General features: G+C 41.4%; 14 protein-coding genes. 6 read left to right on the top strand and 8 right to left on the bottom strand.

All coding sequences use genetic code 11. The features are described from left to right. Positions 1 to 330 precede the first annotated feature (330 nt). A complete protein-coding gene (modA, locus tag OGM63_RS12075) occupies positions 331 to 1125 on the bottom strand; it encodes a molybdate ABC transporter substrate-binding protein (RefSeq protein WP_263745806.1) in 795 nt (264 codons plus the stop codon). Positions 1126 to 1304: 179 nt separating this feature from the next. On the opposite strand from modA, the gene OGM63_RS12070 reads away from it, so the two are divergent. Then, positions 1305 to 3197 (top strand): iron uptake porin, encoded by a 1893-nt coding sequence (locus OGM63_RS12070; protein ID WP_263745804.1) that lies wholly within the window; start codon positions 1305 to 1307, stop codon positions 3195 to 3197. A gap of 77 nt (positions 3198 to 3274) precedes the next feature. Continuing rightward, on the top strand, positions 3275 to 3562 hold the full coding sequence (locus OGM63_RS12065; protein ID WP_263745803.1) for a hypothetical protein: 288 nt from the start codon (positions 3275 to 3277) through the stop codon (positions 3560 to 3562). Positions 3563 to 3697: 135 nt separating this feature from the next. Here the strand turns inward: OGM63_RS12065 and OGM63_RS12060 are convergent, their stop codons facing one another. Beyond that, the gene (locus OGM63_RS12060; protein WP_263745802.1) at positions 3698 to 4051 is read right to left on the bottom strand and encodes a Rieske (2Fe-2S) protein; all 354 of its coding nucleotides are present in this window, start codon (positions 4049 to 4051) and stop codon (positions 3698 to 3700) included. A 457-nt stretch (positions 4052 to 4508) separates the two neighbouring features. On the opposite strand from OGM63_RS12060, the gene OGM63_RS12055 reads away from it, so the two are divergent. Next, complete coding sequence (locus tag OGM63_RS12055) at positions 4509 to 7094, top strand: GAF domain-containing protein (RefSeq protein ID WP_263745801.1); 2586 nt, start codon at positions 4509 to 4511, stop codon at positions 7092 to 7094. 49 nt (positions 7095 to 7143) lie between these two features. Here the strand turns inward: OGM63_RS12055 and OGM63_RS12050 are convergent, their stop codons facing one another. Beyond that, positions 7144 to 7707, bottom strand: a complete 564-nt coding sequence (locus OGM63_RS12050) for a DUF2808 domain-containing protein (protein ID WP_263745800.1) — start codon at positions 7705 to 7707, stop codon at positions 7144 to 7146. Between the two features lie 278 nt (positions 7708 to 7985). On the opposite strand from OGM63_RS12050, the gene OGM63_RS12045 reads away from it, so the two are divergent. Beyond that, on the top strand, positions 7986 to 8471 hold the full coding sequence (locus tag OGM63_RS12045) for a DUF4149 domain-containing protein (protein ID WP_263745799.1): 486 nt from the start codon (positions 7986 to 7988) through the stop codon (positions 8469 to 8471). Positions 8472 to 8632: 161 nt separating this feature from the next. On the opposite strand, the gene OGM63_RS12040 is transcribed toward OGM63_RS12045, so the two are convergent. The 3 genes from OGM63_RS12040 to OGM63_RS12030 all read right to left on the bottom strand — a co-directional run bounded on the left by OGM63_RS12040 (position 8633) and on the right by OGM63_RS12030 (position 9949). After that, complete coding sequence (locus OGM63_RS12040; protein ID WP_263745798.1) at positions 8633 to 8935, bottom strand: TMEM165/GDT1 family protein; 303 nt, start codon at positions 8933 to 8935, stop codon at positions 8633 to 8635. Positions 8936 to 8962: 27 nt separating this feature from the next. Continuing rightward, a complete protein-coding gene (locus OGM63_RS12035) occupies positions 8963 to 9271 on the bottom strand; it encodes a TMEM165/GDT1 family protein (RefSeq protein ID WP_263745808.1) in 309 nt (102 codons plus the stop codon). Positions 9272 to 9598: 327 nt separating this feature from the next. Beyond that, positions 9599 to 9949 (bottom strand): YkgJ family cysteine cluster protein, encoded by a 351-nt coding sequence (locus OGM63_RS12030; protein ID WP_263745797.1) that lies wholly within the window; start codon positions 9947 to 9949, stop codon positions 9599 to 9601. A gap of 460 nt (positions 9950 to 10409) precedes the next feature. Here OGM63_RS12030 and psb30 point away from each other — a divergent pair, with 460 nt between their 5' ends. Beyond that, complete coding sequence (psb30, locus tag OGM63_RS12025) at positions 10410 to 10532, top strand: photosystem II reaction center protein Ycf12/Psb30 (RefSeq protein WP_072022116.1); 123 nt, start codon at positions 10410 to 10412, stop codon at positions 10530 to 10532. Between the two features lie 119 nt (positions 10533 to 10651). Here psb30 and OGM63_RS12020 read toward each other — a convergent pair whose 3' ends face one another. Further along, on the bottom strand, positions 10652 to 12835 hold the full coding sequence (locus OGM63_RS12020; RefSeq protein WP_263745796.1) for a single-stranded-DNA-specific exonuclease RecJ: 2184 nt from the start codon (positions 12833 to 12835) through the stop codon (positions 10652 to 10654). 538 nt (positions 12836 to 13373) lie between these two features. On the opposite strand from OGM63_RS12020, the gene OGM63_RS12015 reads away from it, so the two are divergent. Beyond that, positions 13374 to 16772 carry an EAL domain-containing protein gene (locus OGM63_RS12015; RefSeq protein ID WP_263745795.1) on the top strand — a complete coding sequence of 1133 codons (3399 nt, stop codon included), beginning with the start codon at positions 13374 to 13376 and terminating at the stop codon, positions 16770 to 16772. Positions 16773 to 16833: 61 nt separating this feature from the next. Here the strand turns inward: OGM63_RS12015 and OGM63_RS12010 are convergent, their stop codons facing one another. Beyond that, positions 16834 to 17256 carry a hypothetical protein gene (locus OGM63_RS12010; protein WP_263745794.1) on the bottom strand — a complete coding sequence of 141 codons (423 nt, stop codon included), beginning with the start codon at positions 17254 to 17256 and terminating at the stop codon, positions 16834 to 16836. Positions 17257 to 17556 lie beyond the last annotated feature (300 nt).

The raw sequence follows: 17556 nt of genomic DNA, 5'->3' as shown, positions 1-17556 counted from the left end.
GGTAAAAAGCAACCCAGCCAAGCCTATTTATTTCAAACCCTTAAATCAATTATTGGCAATTCGTCACCGACCAACATTACTGATTGAACTGCGTTCAATCAGTAATGTTGGTCGCTTCCTCATTGCCCCAAAATTCATCTCATCGCTCATCTGAGTACAGATAGAGCGAGAGGCTTCTTTTGGAATAAGCTAATTTGGCGATAACAAAACAGATGTAATAGACATCGGCTATGCTTATGATGCGTTATCTGATCCCAAGAGACGTAGCAGTGCTACGTCTCTACATTGTTTTTTTATTCTATAAATGCCCTCTTGTTGAGTGAAGGAGCTTCAAGGCAGAAGAAAGCCGTATTTAGTGAGTACACCCTTAGCTTGCTCACTCCTCAAAAACTCCACAAAATCCTTCGCAGCAGCAGCGTTTTTACTACTTTTCAACACAGCCATCGGATAGATAATTGGTGAATGATATTTTTCATCAGCAGCAACAACAATTTTCACCTTGTCAGAGATTTTAGCATCAGTTCTATAAACCAAACCGGCATCAGCATTACCACTTTCTACTGCTGCTAGAACTTGACGCACGTTGTTTGCATAGACGAATTTGCTTTTTACTTTCTCAAAAATGCCCAATTTCTTTAGGACTTGCTCACCGTATTGTCCTGCGGGTACGCTTCTCGGTTCACCGATCGCTATTTTTTTGATATTATCTCCAGTCAGGTTATAAAAACTGGTAACACCGGCAACATTATTTGGCACAACCAAAACCAAACGGTTCTTTGCCAATACCGCACGAGTCCCCCCAAGCAACTGTCCTGCTTGTTCTAATGCATCCACCTGCTTTTTCCCCGCAGAGATAAAGATATCAACCGGGGCACCTTGCTGAATTTGTTGTAATAAAGCACCAGAAGCCCCAAAATTGTAGTTGATGTTGTTTCCTGGTTTACTTTGTTGGTAAACAGTCTTAATTTCTTCCATCGCATCTTTTAGGCTAGCGGCAGCAGAAACAAGTAAGTTGCCGTTAGACTGTGCTACGACTGTAGAGTCACTCAGCACTGGCAAGCCAATTGTTAGCAGCAGGCTGACAACTGCTACACCGATCAAGCTAAAAAATTGTCTTCTGTTCATCGTCAACCTGCTCATGACATTTTTTCATAAAATTATCCCTTGGTAGTCATAATACCAACATAACTATGATTTTCCGCATAAGTTGGTAAATTTAGGGAAAATATGTAGCCCTTGATACTACTTTTCCAACCTTTTTGGGAGAAAAATATCAATAAAGTTGGTATAAAGGTGTGAGGGAAATGTTTAATTTTATTGCGTTATCTTTGTGGATAGCTCCAATACTGCTGTTTACTAGCGTTATCACTGCACAAACTGCATCAGCAAATCCAGTGCTGGAAGCTACTCCAAAAGTAGAAAGCGATACTCAATACATTCAGTTGCAGACAGAAAATAATCTGGTTTCGGAAACACCAATAGTACCTGTTAAGGATATTTTATCCGAACAGAACCAGCAAATCAATGAAGATCCATCAACAATAGAACAGGTGACTTCAGTCTCGCAACTATCGGATGTACAACCGAAAGATTGGGCATTCGGTGCTTTGCAATCATTGGTTGAACGCTATGGTTGCATTGCCGGCTACCCAAACGGTACTTTTAGAGGCAATCGGGCAATGACTCGCTATGAGTTTGCTGCTGGTTTGAGTGCTTGTTTGGACAGGGTTCAAGAACTGATTGCCACAAGTACAGCTGACATTGTGAAAAAGGAAGATTTAGAGACTCTGCAAAGACTGCAACAAGAGTATGCTGATGGGTTAACAGAACTGCGAGGACGAGTAGACCCCTTAGAAGCACGTATAGCAGTTGTGGAAAGTCAGCAATTTTCTGCGACTACCAAGTTGACTGGAGATGCAATCTTTAGTGTTGCCGGTGTGAATGGTTACGACAGAGCACTCAATTCTGACCAGTTGAATGAAATTAATAATCCTAATATCACCGCAGCACAGAGGAATACAGCTAGAGCAAATGCTTATGGTTCATCAGGTTCCAGGTTGCGAGATAATGCAGTTTTTAGCGATCGCGTTCGTTTGATCTTTGATTCCAGCTTCTTCGGCAAAGATCGCTTGCGAATTCTTCTCAAAGCAAATAACACCATTCCTTTTAACTCGGCAGTTACTGGCACAAACATGACTCGCTTGAGTTACGACACCACAGTCCAGCAGGAAAATACAATAGATATAGGAAAAATATTCTACAACTTTTCTGTCGGCGATAAACTTAGTCTCACCGTTGATGCTATTGGTGGATCATTCTTCGATAACTTTAACACTATTAACCCCCTGTTTACCGCAGCAACAACAGGCGCACTCTCCCGCTTTGGTCGATTTTCACCCATCTACAGGGCAAGCAACACAGGTCTTGCTGTTGGTAGAGGTTCTGGAATAAGTGGGATACTCAAATTGAACGACATATTTACCTTGTCTGCGGGTTATTTGGCTCGCAATGCTAATGACCCCGGTATTAATAGGGGTTTATTTGATGGTAGTTATGGAGCTTTAACGCAATTAGCTATCCAACCAAATAAAGATGCGACCATCGCTTTAACTTACGCACACTCTTACTTCAGTGGTGTTGTCAATGGTGTTGTAAGTGGTGATGTAAACGTTTCTGGTTCTGAAGGTAGTCTGAACGCAGCTGCTCCCTTTGGTAATAATATTGCCACCTCTGCCAATCATTACGGTTTACAAACTAGTTATCGCTTTAACCCCAAATTCGTCCTTTCTGGTTGGATTGGATATACCCAAGCAACAGCGGAAATAGCTTCAGGTACTAACCCCGCAAGAAATAATGTTAACAGAGGTGACAAAGCCGATATTTGGAACTGGGCTGTAACTCTTGGTTTCCCCGATTTGGGTAAAAAAGGCAACTTGGCTGGTATTATTTTTGGTCAACCACCAAAAGTAACAAGTAATGACTATGGTCCGAATACTTTTACCCCTACAGCTACAAATCGAATAGTTGATCGTCGTACAGATAGCGATACTTCCTATCATTTGGAAGCACTGTATCGCTATCAAGTTAGTAGCAATCTCTCAGTCACGCCAGGATTTCTTATCATATTCAACCCAGAGCATAACAGCAACAATGACACTATATATGAGGGGGTTATCCGCTCTACATTCAGATTCTAGATAACGCATCATAAAAGAGCGGTTTTCGCTCATTGCCAAAGCGATATACTAGACAAGTAAATTAACAAAATGTAACAATGGTAGAACGCCCAATCAAGAAATCGGAACGTCAGCCTTCTTCAGGTACTGACAGCGAGTCAGAAAAGTCGGATTCGATGCCGACTGCGAAACCCAATCCCAAAAGCTCAAAACGGAGTGACGATCGCTCGGAGGGTAGAGGCAAAAAATCAACATTTGGGGATGAATCCAGGCAATCGGTTAATCCAGCTTTAGCACGGGGTCCCAAACCTGTTAAACCCCAGCCCAAAGTTATTATAGAACCAGAAAGCGAATCAGAACCAATTTCTGAAGAGTCTCAAGATTAAAAAGTAAATTTTTCGGGATAATTCAAATAATTATCGAGATTCTTGAGAGTCTGAATACTGCGATCGCGAGCGTTCGATTGTTTCAAACAGTGCGATCGCAGTCGTCATAATTTGACTAAACTCAGGGTGTTGGGGCTATTCCAACCCTACCCAGATACTACCTTCATCTACACGGGTAGGAAAAACAGCTAGTGTTTTTTCTTTGGATATCATCCCCAGCACCTTGCCAATACCGGGAGGAAAAGGACTCCATTCTTTAATATTACCAGTACGTAAGTCGAAGGCGCTGCGGTGAAAAGGACAAATAATTGCTCCATCTTCTGTTAGTTTGCCCTTTCGCATCGGTAGCCCCAAGTGCGGACAGGAATTTTCTACTGCGTATATTTGGTTGTCATGGTGAAGCAGTAGAATAGCACGTTGTTCAACTTTGACAACTTTCCGCTCATTAGGGGGTAGTTCATCTTGAGTCAGTACCTTAATCCAATTCATACACGCCTCGCAGCTATGGCAGATTTGGGAATTTTATGCGTTTTTGGCGATCAGTAGGGCGATCGCGTACATAATTTCACACTCATATGGGGAATGGGGCACGCTCGATTGGGGGCAATGGGCAATAGACATCTCCGAAAAACAATGTAGAGACTTCGTCTGATCGCGTCTCTACAAAGGTTGTAGACAATGCATAATTAATTTTTGGAGATGTCTAATGGGGCATGGAAAGAATCCTATTTCGTTCGCGCATTACTTTCTTGAGTTTTTTTAATTCCCAATGCCCAATGCGAGCGTGCCCAATGCGAGCGTGCCCAATTTAATGACGCTAGCTCGACAACAGATTAAACTGTGGATAATCATATGTAGCGATTGTTGCTAATAGCAACAATTACATACATTTCATGACATTCATTCATAAACATTTCTAAATCTAATCTTATATCTAAAACGAATTATGTCAGTGTATCAACGTAGTTCCGGGGAAGCAGCTGATTTAATTATTGAGGTTTGCAATGAAGAAAACGGCGATTTGAAGCCAAATTCGGCTTCTGTGACTGTCCTCACCAAAAGAAAAGGCACGATATCTAATTTTCTGGCTCCCCTCACCCAGGATACTTTTAAACAGGTTGTTACCGAAGTAGAACAAAAACTGCTGATTGTGAATCAAACCCTTTCCATGTTGGATTCCCAGGGGTTTGAAACGATTTTGCAAGAAATGTTACACACTATAACACTTAAAACAGGAGAATTACTAGGAGCAGACCGAACGACAATATTTTTATTAGATGAAGAAAAACAAGAACTTTGGTCAATTTTAGCAGAAGGAGAAGGCGATCGCTCTCTAGAAATTCGCATTCCAGCGAATAAAGGGATTGCAGGTGAAGTCGCTATTCATAAAAGAGCGATTAATATCCCCTATGATTTTTATGAAGATTCGCGATCGGTATTTGCCCAAGAACAAGAAAAAAAAACCGACTACCGCACTTACACAATGTTAGCTCTGCCGTTGTTAAATGAACAAGGGCGATTAGTTGCAGTAGTACAATTATTGAATAAGTTACTATCTCCTGAGAATCTAGATGCCCCTATTTCCGAACGAATTGATCTTAGGGGCTTTACCACTGCTGACGAACAATTATTTCAAGAATTTGCGCCTTCAATTCGCCTAATTTTAGAATCATCACGCTCTTTTTATGTGGCAACCCAAAAACAAAGAGCAGCAGCAGCGTTGATGAAAGCGATTAAGTCTCTTTCTCAAAGCAATCTTGACTTAGAAGACACTCTCAAACGGGTGATGGATGGAGCGAAGGAACTAATGAACGCCGATCGCAGTACTCTATGGTTAATAGACCACGAAGCGAGTGAACTGTGGACGAAAATCACTCAAGATGATAATTCTACCAAAGAGTTGCGAATCCCAATCGGTAAAGGCTTTGCTGGGAAAGTAGCAGAATCTGGGAAAACGCTAAATATTGCTTTTGATTTATATGACCATCCTGACTCTAATATAGCCAGACACATAGACAAGGAAAATGGCTATCGCACATGTAGCTTACTTTGTATGCCAGTGTTTAACGCCGATCAAGAATTGATTGGTGTTACCCAGCTAGTAAATAAAAAGAAATCCGGCGATTTTCCCAATTATAACCCGAATTTATGGCCCAAAGCGCCTGAATGCTTCCAAGCTAGTTTTGATAGGAAGGATGAAGAGTTTATGGAAGCTTTTAATATTCAAGCAGGAGTTGCATTACAAAATGCTCAGTTGTTTGCCACAGTTAAACAACAAGAACAAATGCAGCGCGACATTTTATGCAGTCTTTCTAATGGTGTAGTTTCTACTGATAAAGTTGGGTTAATTATTGCTGCGAATGAAAGTGCAAAACGCTTGTTAGGTCTGGATATAGACGACCGTTTAGAAGGGAAATTAATTACTGATGTCATCCGCATCAAAGAAGGTGACTTTAGTAAGTGGTGTCAAGATGCTTTAAATGCAGCTAACCTCAAATGCAGTCAACAATATTATCCCGATCGCACACTCATTGCCGATCAAATAAAACAACACAGTATTAATTTATCAATAAATACAATCGCCGATGCTAGCGATAATCAGCAAGTGCGTGGTGCATTAATTGTCATGGAAGATATCAGCGATGAAAAACGCCTCAAAAGTACAATGTACCGCTACATGACTCAAGAATTAGCAGAAGAATTGCTGAAATTGGATGACGCTAAATTAGGAGGCGATCGCAAAGAAGTTTCGATTTTGTTTTCTGATATTCGCGGCTACACTACTTTAACTGAAAACCTGGAAGCAGAAGAAGTGGTAAGTATGCTCAATGAATATTTTGAATCGATGGTAGAAGCGATATTTAAATATAAAGGCACTCTTGATAAATATATCGGCGATGCGATCATGGCGGTGTTTGGTTCTCCCTTACCCCTACTAGAACACGCTTGGATGGCGGTGCAGACATCTTTAGAAATGCGCGATCGCTTAAAAGAATTTAATGCCCGTCGCTACGCAGCTAGTAAGCCCAGAATCAACATTGGTATTGGCATCAATTCGGATACTGTAATTAGTGGTAATATTGGTTCTAGCAAGCGGATGGAATTTACAGCGATCGGTGACGGTGTTAACCTTGCTTCTCGATTAGAAAGTGTTAGCAAATATTATGGTTGCGATATTATTCTCAGTGATAACACTTATAAACCATACCAAGATAAAATCTGGGCTAGGGAACTAGATTACATTCGTGTTACAGGTAGAAATGAGCCAGTGGCAATTTATGAGTTGATCTGTTTACGTTCTGATTTTATCAAGAGCGAAAAACTACAAGTAATTGATTATTATCATCAAGGACGAGAATATTATCTCATTCGTGACTTTAAAAACGCTAAAGCTGAGTTTAAAAAAGTTTTAGAAGTTGACAATCATGACCAAGCCGCTATTTTGCATGTCAAGCGTTGTCAGCACTGGATAGACCAACCTCCCACGGACGCAGATTGGGATGAAGGTGTCTGGACTTTTAAGGATAAGTAACTAGGAGTTACGCATTCACCACGAGTTAAAACTAAGGACGACGGAAAAATCAAGACTCGCTAGTCTGGCTATAAAATTGTAGCCTTCCATAACCGAGAAATTGTCCGTGTGATTTCTCACCTGGTGGAAAAGCCGTGACTCCAAATAGATAAACACCAGTAACTGTAGGATTTTGCACTGGTTTCAAACCAATTGTAATAGTTTTACCTGGAGACACTGGCGGATTAAATGTGATTGATATTGTCTTTTGATCTCTGGTAACATCTGTTAGTTGTAACTTCTGCTTTTCGTTAGAACGTGTACCTTCAAAGGCGTAACTTTTTTTCAGTTCAAACTTGATGTCATCTACTCCCTCATGCTGGTTAATAGTTATTTTTTCTAAAGGTTCGCCAGCATTATCTGGCAAGCTGACTGTAAAATAATATGTCGCACCCGACACATAAATGTCGTTATAAGTAGTCGCTGTATAAGTTAGGCGCGGCGGTTGGGCAAAATATACTGTGCCATCTTGCAACTGAATTGCTTGAGTATAGCGATCGCCATATCCGCCAATTCCGATTGTGCAAGCAATTGCGCTGCTAAATAAAATTACTATATGTGTTGCTTTATTCACACAAAACATGCTTCCAAATAATTTATTAAGCTAATCGGGATTTCAGTTGTACCTAACTAGTTGCGGGCAACTTTCTTTTGAAGAAGTTAGTTTCTATTGCTAGATTACCATGAAATAGCAACAATTATTTTCATTTATTAGGTTTTGTAAACTTAGGTTAATTTTCTCAGGAAACCACAAAAAAAAGTAACAAATATATTGTTAAAGATAATTTAGATTGCTTGTCAAAATAACTATTTACGCGACAAACTAGAAATGAAATACAGGCAATTATTCTGATGAATACTATTTCCAACGTTGAATTCAAGCGCCCGATTTGGCAAACCGCTGTCATCTTCACTTTGGGTTTCTGGCTGAGTGCTAGTCTAATTTTAGACTGGGTAATTATGCCTAGTCTTTATTTTTCCGGCATGATGACTCAAGCGGGTTTTGCCACAGCAGGCTATGCAATCTTCTGGAATTTTAATCGCATTGAATTATTGTCTGCTGGCATCATATTGACTGGTATTTTGGCAATGAGCAAAACTCATAGCTGGCGTGGTGGTACTCTGGTTTTGGCAGTATTGCTACTGGCTGTATCTTTGGTTGATACCTATTTCTTAACTCCACAAATGTCTGCAATTGGAGTTCAACTGAATTTGTTTGAAACAGCTACTACAATTCCAGCGGTAATGAATTTGTTACACGGTGGTTACTGGGTGCTGGAAGCCGTAAAGTTATTGGCTGCGGGGACGCTTTTAAGTCGCTGTTGGCAAGAAGTTTAATTACAAATACGCACATTTATCAGGCATTGCCTACCAGATTGATCGTGACTGGTAGGCAATTGTTTTATTAGACATCTGGTAGAAAACAGACGTAGCTAGCTTACGTCTCTTGGGGTTCGGTTAACGCATAATTAATTTCCAAGCCTATGCCTATTGTATAGTTAAGGTGCTGATTCAGAATCTGCGGATGCTTCATTATTAGGTAACAACAGACGTAGAGCTAGTATCGCAAATCCCACAGCAGCGATCGCTTTCAATATACGTGTCGGTAATAATTCTGCCACAGTTCCCCCTGCCAGCGCTCCTAACAAGCTAGTCAGCAGCAACGCACCCGCAGTCCCGAAGAACACTGCACGCTTCGATTGACAACGACCTGAAAGCGCGATCGCCGCTAACTGACTTTTATCACCTAATTCTGATAAAAAAACTGTAATAAAACTTAACCCTAAAAGATGCCAGTCCATTAATTTTATCCTTTGTTAATTGTTCGACTAACCACTAACCACATCCCAAAACAGCATTATGGAAATCAGCAACAACATTACCCCAGCCGCTTTTTCCACGGTTTTCGGAGAAAGTCGGCTGGCTATCCAACTTCCCAAGAGTACACCTAATAAACTTGTGGTAATCAACGCAGCCGCAGATCCCATGAATACCACCCACGGTGAATGGGATTGAGCACTCATCAATAAAGTTGATAGCTGCGTTTTATCGCCAATTTCGGCGAGAAATATTGTGATAAACGTAGTGCCGAAGGTTACTAATGCGGACTCTGGCTTTTCAACACAATCAGCATCCATAGGCTTAACTGGCTCAGTAATAATATTTACTGAGTTGTATTCGAGACTGTTGGTTATTTCTCTCTCGCTTTCAATTGGAGATGTGGCAGAAAGGCTCAAAGGTGCATCAAGTTTCACAAGCAGTAGTCCTAGGGCGGGGATTTTTCATATTCTTATCATTTTCTCAGATGATCGTCATAAATTGCAACAGTATGAAAAAGAGGGGCAAAGGGGAAAGGTTAAAGGGAAAGGGGAAAGGGGGAAAGGAGAATAAAATATTATTTTTTATTTTTTTTCCCTTTGTTCCTTTTCCCTTTTCCCCTCTTCAAATCCCCATTCCCCAATCCGTCATAAACCAACACAAGAATCAAAGCGTAGTATTTCCAGACTGCGATCGCCATAAACTCCCTCTATCTGTTCACGACAGCAATCAATGGCAAAATCATTCAGTTCCTCTGGCTCAATACCATACATATCCTGAAACACCTCTGTTTCGACACGGCAGAAACGAGGACGATTTGCGTAAATGCGGCATTCTCTGGTGGTATGGTCAAAATTAACGCACCATCCCCCTTCACCTACCATACTTAGATACAGAGCCAGTTCCTCTGGTAATAAATACTCTTCTAAGTCTGGACGCTCTGCTGGGTCTAGATGACAGCAGGCTCCACATTGCTTTATACATTCCCAAGTTGCCATTTTTTCCACCTTGATTAGGGAGTAGGGAGTAGGAAGTGGGGAGTGGGGGGACAAGGGACAAGGGAAGGGGGACAAGGAAATAAAGCAATTCATAACTCCTCACTCCTCACTCCGCTCCTCCGCTCCTTTGCTCCTCCTCACTCCGCTCCTCTTCACTCCCCATTCCCCAGTTTATGTTTTTTCTTATAATTTTGTTAAGTAAATTAAATTTAGTGGGCGATCGCCGGATATGATCGTTTTCGGGTTTTGCATTGTGAATGGGTAAAAATAAGAGCGGTACTGAGGTAGAACATACTTTTTGGTACTTGTCCAACTGTGCGGTGGGGCATCCCGTGCAGTCTAAACAAAGCTCAGTTAATGTCCGACGGGATACCGGGAGTCACTGAGAAGCTTACACTGACTGAGTACAGTACAGTGTAGGAGTATGTAACATCAATATTGAATTCAACCGGAGGCAATAATGTTTGACGCTTTATCGAATATCCATTGGGAAGTTATATTTCAGCTAGTTTCAGTTGGGCTAATTATGATAGCTGGACCAGTAGTTATATTTTTGCTAGCATTTCGCAACGGCAACCTTTAACAGTTGTAAATGAGGTAGAGACGTTCCTTTCGTAACGTCTGTACGAAGAGTCAGGAGTTAATTGAATACTTGTAATTTTTAACTCCTCATTTTGTACAGACGTAAAGCGTGGAACGTCTCTACCTAACTGATTTCAAAGCCTTTAAAGCAGCTTGGATAATGCCGTCATACTGCGGTTGAGAAATATCAACTATTTTAGCGTCTTGGCGATTGCTTCCCAAAAGAGCGGTGGAATTTCCGCAGCCGACAGCGAGAACTTTACCTTCAGAATTTTTAATTCTTAATTCTGGTAACTCACCATTTTGATAGATGCCACAGGTGTAGTGGCGTTGGTTATACTCAAAGGTGCTTTTTGATGGCGTAGATGTTGAGGTGAAAGACAGGTGAGAATGTTTTGCAAGTCTGACACCTACTAATTCTAACTCGATAGTGGTATTGTGATTAAAGTTATTTTCACGCAACTTGTAAGCGATATCTAATCGTGAGGGTAGGGGGAAGTAGTCACCCCAACGCCAAGCGATCGCTTTAATTTTAAATTGTCGATTGTCGATAATTTGTGCCACTGTCAGTTTAATGTGACCTTTGCCAACGATTTGTTGCTCAATTACTTGAACATCAGGTGTCCAGAATACCGGATCGGGGTTGTCTATACCGCAGGGGTGAAGAGCATTAAGCTGTTGATCGAGCTGAGAATTGATTTCATTCAGGTTTGCCTGGGCATCAATTTTGATTAATGGTTTGATATGCTCAAGTTCTAAAGACTTATTTGCAAATTCACACAATAGCGATCGCAACGCTGCCAAATTCTCTGCTGGGAAAGAAAATCCTCCAGCTGCTTTGTGTCCCCCATATTTGCCAAGCAAGTCATGACAATATTCCAAAGCTGCAAACACATTAAACTCTGGAATTCCCCGTGCGGAACCGCGAATGTGTGTTTCATCCTCATAAGTTGCGATGAACACAGGCACACCGTAGCGTTCGACTAAGCGAGAGGCGACAATACCAATTACACCATGATGCCAATTTGATTTGACAACAACTAATACCCGGTCTTGCTGTAAAGATGAGATAAATTCAGCTTCGACGATCGCGATCGCTTCCAATTCAATTTCTGAGCACATTTGCTGACGTTGCTTATTAATCGCTTCGCACTGCATAGCCTTTTCAAGCGCTATCCCCATATCATCAGTAGTCAGCAAATCTATCACAATTTGCGGATCGCCAATCCGACCAATCGCATTAATTCTTGGACCCAAGCGAAACCCGATATCCTCTGGTTTTAGGGATTTGGGATTTGAGGAGTTAGGAGTTGGGTACAGACGTTCCATTGGAACGTCTGTACGGGAGTTAGGAGTTAGGAGTGAGGAGTTATGAATTCCTTCGTCCCCTTGTCCTCCAAGGAGTCCTCCAAGGAGTCCTCCACTCCCCCTCTCCCCCCCTCCTCCCACTCCTGCTACCTGAATTAACGCTTGCACTCCCGCTAACTTAGATTTGGGTAACTGTTGTAAACCGCGTTTCACCCAGCGACGGTTGACTCCAATCAATGGCGCTAAGTCTGCAATGGTTCCCAATGTAAAAAGTGCTAGCATTGGCTGAATTAAGCCTCTAGCCTGTCCTAGTTGTTGTGCGAGAGAAACCGCCAAAATATAGGCAACGCCAACACCAGCGACACTGCGATAAGGTGAGGATTCGGCTATGAGTTTCGGGTTGAGGATGGCGTTAGCTGGTGGTAATTGTTGGGGGATGTCGTGGTGATCGGTGATAATTACTTTTAGATTCAGTTCTCTGGCAAGAGCGATCGCTTCATATGCAGAGATGCCATTATCTACTGTGAGAATTAGTTTAACACCTTCTTTTGAAAATTCTTCAACTATGCGTTTATTAATGCCGTAGCCTTCGTGCATTCGGCTGGGGATGGCGTAGTCAACATCTGCGCCTAAAGTTCGCAGACTACGCAATAATAAAGCTGTGCTAGTCATGCCATCTGCATCGTAGTCACCGCAGATAGCGATTTTTTCTTTTGATGCGATCGCCGACTCTAACAACTCTAAACTTATGGCTAAATCTGGAAATTCTGTCAGTGGTGAAGGCAAACTTAAAGATTCTGGCTCTAAAAACCCTTGCACTTGTTCTTTTGTTTCCATACCGCGATTTATCAACAACTGGCTGACAATAGGCGATATATTTGTAAGTATTGCCAGTTTTTGGGCATTTTCTGGGTATGCAGGGCAAATTTGCCAGCGTTGATTTGGCAAGCGATTTAGTTGGCGATCGGGCAATTGAGATGTGAGTTGGTCTGCCATGCAAGCTATTAGCACTTCGGGTGTCAGCTATTAGCGTAAAGTCTCAAGCTGAATGTGTAAAGTGGCATATACGTAAGTAAAACAGTCTCCTATTCAGTAATTATACTGTAGTTTATTTTTGATGACAGTATATAATCTTCCTATGCTTTGTATAAATTTTTCATGAAGCTTGTTTCAATTGATCAGAGTTAATTTGTAACTTATCTGGGGTCATTTATCAAACATCATGCCAGCAAAACTTCAAAACATCTGCTTGAGTAGCGTTACTGTTGAAGAAAATCACCGAAATTACCAATTATTTGAGTGCTATTTGCGTGACAAATAGTTGTCAAATATTGGTTGAAAATAGTGTTCCAAAAAATAAATTATCCAAATGTCCTTGCGATCGCAGCGTGTCGCAGACAAGCAATCGCAAGGACTTTGGGATTGGTCCACTTTGCTCCATTCGCTTCGGACAATTGGGAATTTTTTTATTGGAGTATTAAAATATAATTGCGTAATTTTAAAATAGCACCAAAAAATCTGATGAACAGATAAAATGAGTCTGCTTAAAAGGAATAATCAAGCATCACCAGACATGAAATATTTGGAACTGGAGCAGATTTGTCACAAGTTTTCAGATAATCGGCAGATGGAATACTTACAAATAAATAAAGATTTTCACATCTTAGATGCCTCTAAACAAGTGGAACAGTTTGCTGATTGTCCATCAGAGGTGATGCTTTTAAGAGATGTGCGTCTCGGTTTTCCTGAACTAATAGGAGTGGAAGACATCCTCATAGACATCTTGGAAGGACGAGAGAAGTATTTTGAGGTAAAAGGAATAGCGCGTTTTCGGGACAACTATACTCCGTTTTACATTGATTTGTATGCGATCAATCTGGATAGAAAGTTGCTAATCTTCTTTGAAAATGCCACATCAAGGATGGTTTTGCAGCAAAACTTAACTCAAGCAAATCACGAAGCAAATATTTTATTGAGGAAATTAACAGCTTCGCAAAATTATCTTGATAATCTTCTTACATCCATCGCCGATGTCTTGTTGGTCACAAACTCCTTTGGAAAAATAAAAAGAGTTAATCAAGCCGCAATTGATTTATTTTGCTATAGCGAAGCCGAATTATTAGATAAGCATATTTCCGCAATTATTAATGGAGAAGAGTTATTCTCAAAAGTCAACCAAGAAGATTCTAGCGGTCAAACGAAATTTTTGCATAATTGCGAAATTGTTTGTCAAACAAAAACCGGGGATAAGGTTTTTGTCGCTTTTTCAGCAGCAGTAATTCAGACTGGTATTAATGAGAATTCACCAGATTTAGTTTATATCGGTCGGGACATTACAGAACGTAAGCGATCGCTTGCGCGTATTTCTGCCGAACATGCCACAACCCGCATCTTGTCAGAATCAGCCAACCTAGAAGAAGCCACCCCGAAAATTTTGGAAGTTATCTGCGAATACCTGGAATGGGAAGTAGGGGAACTTTGGCTGTTAGACGAGCAAGCAAACGTCCTACGCTATCTGGAAACTTGGCATTTGCCGTCGGTTGATATACCAGAGTTTTTGTTGCTTTCCCGGCAGATGACCTTTTCAGCAAATGTTGGGCTACCAGGTCGCGTCTGGGGTAGCGGTGAACCTATTTGGATTGAAGATGTCTTCACCGAAGCGAACTTTCTGCGAACCTCAGCCGCAATTCAAGAAGGACTACGCAGCGCTTTTGGTTTTCCCATCAAAAATGGGGGGAAAATTCTCGGTGTTATCACCTTTTTTTGCCAAAAGATTCAGCCACTACATGACGATTTGCTGATGATGATGACGACAATCGGCAGTCAAATGGGTCAATTTATCAAACGCAAACAGGCAGAAGCAGGGTTGGCTGAAAGTGAAGAACTTTTTCAAGCTTTCATGAATAACAGTCCGACGGTGGCTTTTATGAAAGATGAAGCAGGACGTAACGTTTATATGAACAAGCAGTTAGAGCGCATTTTTAACATCAAATCGGGGGATTTGCAAGGTAAGACCGATTTTGATTGGTTGCCACACGACACGGCAAAACAGGTACATGAAAATGACTTGTATGTCATGTCTACAGGTAAAGCTGTAGAGGTAATTGAGGCTATTACTGCACCAGATGGATCTCTGTGTTACTGGTTAGTCTTCAAGTTTCCCTTTGAAAACGCTAGGGGACAAAAGTTTGTTGGTGGTGTGGCAGTTGATATTAGCGATCGCTATCGTCTAGAAAAAGAGCTTTTTGAAGAAAAAGAACTCGCACAAGTTACTTTGCAATCGATCGGGGATGCAGTCATCACCACCGATGCTGAAAGTAAAATTAGATTTCTCAACCCAATTGCTGAACAACTCACAGGCTGGAGTCAGCAGTCAGCCCAAGGAAAGCCGTTAACAGAGGTATTTCAAATTTTAAATGAAATAACCCGCGAACCAGTAGAAAACCCCGTACAACAAGCCTTACGCGAAGGTAACATAGTCTCTCTTGCTAAAGATACTGTTTTAATTAGCCGCAATGGAAATGAGTTTGCTATTGAAGATTCTGCCGCACCAATTCGCACTCTTGATGGTGAAATTATCGGTGCTGTCATGGTGTTTCATGATGTGACGACAGCCCGTGCTCTGGCACGTCAACTTAGTTGGCAAGCGAGTCACGACGCTTTAACTGGACTAGTTAACCGCCGGGAGTTTGAAAGTTGCGTAACTCAAAGTTTAATCTATGCTAAAACCCAAAATCAACAACATGCATTATGTTATCTAGATTTAGATCAGTTCAAAATTGTTAATGATACTTGCGGTCATATTGTTGGCGATGAACTTTTGCGTCAAGTAACTGCACTATTTCAGGCTCAGATACGCTCTACTGATATTTTAGCACGTTTGGGCGGAGATGAATTTGGTATTTTGCTCAACCATTGCTCTTTAGAGTCAGCACTACCCATCGCTAAGATGCTGCGTGAAAGTATCGAAACATTTCGTTTTGTTTGGCAAAATAAAACTTTTAAACTTGGTGTCAGTATCGGGTTAGTTGAGATTAATGAGAAGAGTGAAACCGTAACTACTGTTTTAAGTGCTGCTGATGCAGCTTGCTATGCTGCCAAAAATAACGGACGCAATCGAGTGCATATTTATCAACCTGATGATACTCAACTGACTCAGCAGCAAGGTGAAGTACAATGGGTAGCGCGGATTAATCAAGCTTTAGAAGAAAATCGTTTTTGCCTTTATTACCAAACGATTGTCCCGATTAAGCAATGTAAAAATGGCGAACATTATGAAGTGTTGTTGCGTCTTGTGGATGAAGTCGGGAACTTGGTATTACCCACTGCCTTTATCCGATCAGCTGAACGTTACAATTTAATGCAAACTCTTGACCGTTGGGTAATCCGCACCCTCTTTGCTACTCAGGGACAGCATTATCGAGAAACCTGGAAATCTTCTCAATCACAAAAAGTTGGTTGCGGCTGTTTGTATGCTATCAACCTTTCTGGTGCGAGTATTAACGATGAGCAGTTTATCGAATTTCTGCATGAGCAGTTTGCTTTATATCAAATTCCCCCAGCATTAATCTGCTTTGAAATTACCGAAACGGTTGCGATCGCTAATTTAATCAAAGCAGCTCAATTCATCCGTTCGCTACGAGAAATCGGCTGTCACTTCGCTTTAGATGACTTTGGTAGTGGTATGTCTTCGTTTGCCTACTTGAAAAATCTGCCAGTGGACTATCTGAAAATTGACGGCAGCTTTATCAAGAATATCGTCGATGACCCGATTGATTTAGCAATGGTAGAAGCAATCAATCAAATTGGTCATGTAATGGGTATTAAAACTATAGCCGAATTTGTCGAAAATCAAGAGATTTTAGCAAAAATTACCGCTCTGGGCGTCGATTATGCACAGGGCTATGCTATTGCCAAACCACGTCCGTTTTGATTGGGGAAGCGTGGTGTGGGGGAGAATTTATCCGATTTTCAATACCCAAAACGAGGGTGCCCTAAAATACGTTAACGCGACCATCATCAAGGATATCAACAGAGCGATCGCCAGGCGATCGCCATGTAGGACGAAGTTCGACTCGTAATGTGGCAAAGTTTGCTTTCGAGACTATTGCTTGTAGCGACAACCCGGTATCATCCCAAAATACCAGAGAGACATTCGGTTCTGTACCGTCTCCCTGGTCTAATTGTAATTTCTGTCCGGGTTGCAAAGTAATTGCATTAGTTCCGCGTATTTTCTCTAGTTTAATTAACCTTGGCGTGCTATTTATAACTTCAAGTCGGATGTGTTTACCTGGTGTAAATTGAAGAGGAAGCGAACCACATTTAGAAGCACAGGTTCCAGCGAAAGTAGGGCTTGGGTGTTGAGTGGATGTTAGCACTACAGTCGCTATTAGAGTTACAGATAATAACTTAAGCATGGTATCAGGATTTACGCAGTTAAATATGTAGATTTGATATCATGTCCGCTTAACACTAATAAAAACATACCTACCGTCGTAGAGACGTTCCGCTGGAACGTCTCTAGAATACCGCTGGAACGTCTCTAGAATACCGCTGGAACGTCTCTAGAATACCGCTGGAACGTCTCTAGAATACCGCTGGAACGTCTCTACAATACCGCTGGAACGTCTCTACAATACCGCTGGAACGTCTCTACAATACCGCTGGAACGTCTCTAGAATACCGCTGGAACGTCTCTACAATACCGCTGGAACGTC

This window comes from Plectonema radiosum NIES-515, from assembly GCF_025753815.1.
GTDB classification, from domain to species: domain Bacteria; phylum Cyanobacteriota; class Cyanobacteriia; order Cyanobacteriales; family Nostocaceae; genus Hassallia; species Hassallia radiosum_A.
The sequence above is the reverse complement of the archived record's forward strand: the minus strand, read 5'-3'. Positions and strand labels throughout refer to the sequence as shown.

What these genes read in the sequence shown, in the direction of transcription:
- OGM63_RS12040 (WP_263745798.1), bottom strand. Translation starts at nt 8,935, where the DNA reads ATGGACTGGCATCTTTTAGGGTTAAGTTTTATTACAGTTTTTTTATCA.
- OGM63_RS12030 (WP_263745797.1), bottom strand. Translation starts at nt 9,949, where the DNA reads ATGGCAACTTGGGAATGTATAAAGCAATGTGGAGCCTGCTGTCATCTA.
- OGM63_RS12020 (WP_263745796.1), bottom strand. Translation starts at nt 12,835, where the DNA reads ATGGCAGACCAACTCACATCTCAATTGCCCGATCGCCAACTAAATCGC.
- OGM63_RS12035 (WP_263745808.1), bottom strand. Translation starts at nt 9,271, where the DNA reads ATGGATGCTGATTGTGTTGAAAAGCCAGAGTCCGCATTAGTAACCTTC.
- OGM63_RS12055 (WP_263745801.1), top strand. Translation starts at nt 4,509, where the DNA reads ATGTCAGTGTATCAACGTAGTTCCGGGGAAGCAGCTGATTTAATTATT.
- OGM63_RS12045 (WP_263745799.1), top strand. Translation starts at nt 7,986, where the DNA reads ATGAATACTATTTCCAACGTTGAATTCAAGCGCCCGATTTGGCAAACC.
- psb30 (WP_072022116.1), top strand. Translation starts at nt 10,410, where the DNA reads ATGTTTGACGCTTTATCGAATATCCATTGGGAAGTTATATTTCAGCTA.
- OGM63_RS12060 (WP_263745802.1), bottom strand. Translation starts at nt 4,051, where the DNA reads ATGAATTGGATTAAGGTACTGACTCAAGATGAACTACCCCCTAATGAG.
- OGM63_RS12065 (WP_263745803.1), top strand. Translation starts at nt 3,275, where the DNA reads ATGGTAGAACGCCCAATCAAGAAATCGGAACGTCAGCCTTCTTCAGGT.
- OGM63_RS12070 (WP_263745804.1), top strand. Translation starts at nt 1,305, where the DNA reads ATGTTTAATTTTATTGCGTTATCTTTGTGGATAGCTCCAATACTGCTG.
- OGM63_RS12015 (WP_263745795.1), top strand. Translation starts at nt 13,374, where the DNA reads ATGAGTCTGCTTAAAAGGAATAATCAAGCATCACCAGACATGAAATAT.
- modA (WP_263745806.1), bottom strand. Translation starts at nt 1,125, where the DNA reads ATGAACAGAAGACAATTTTTTAGCTTGATCGGTGTAGCAGTTGTCAGC.
- OGM63_RS12010 (WP_263745794.1), bottom strand. Translation starts at nt 17,256, where the DNA reads ATGCTTAAGTTATTATCTGTAACTCTAATAGCGACTGTAGTGCTAACA.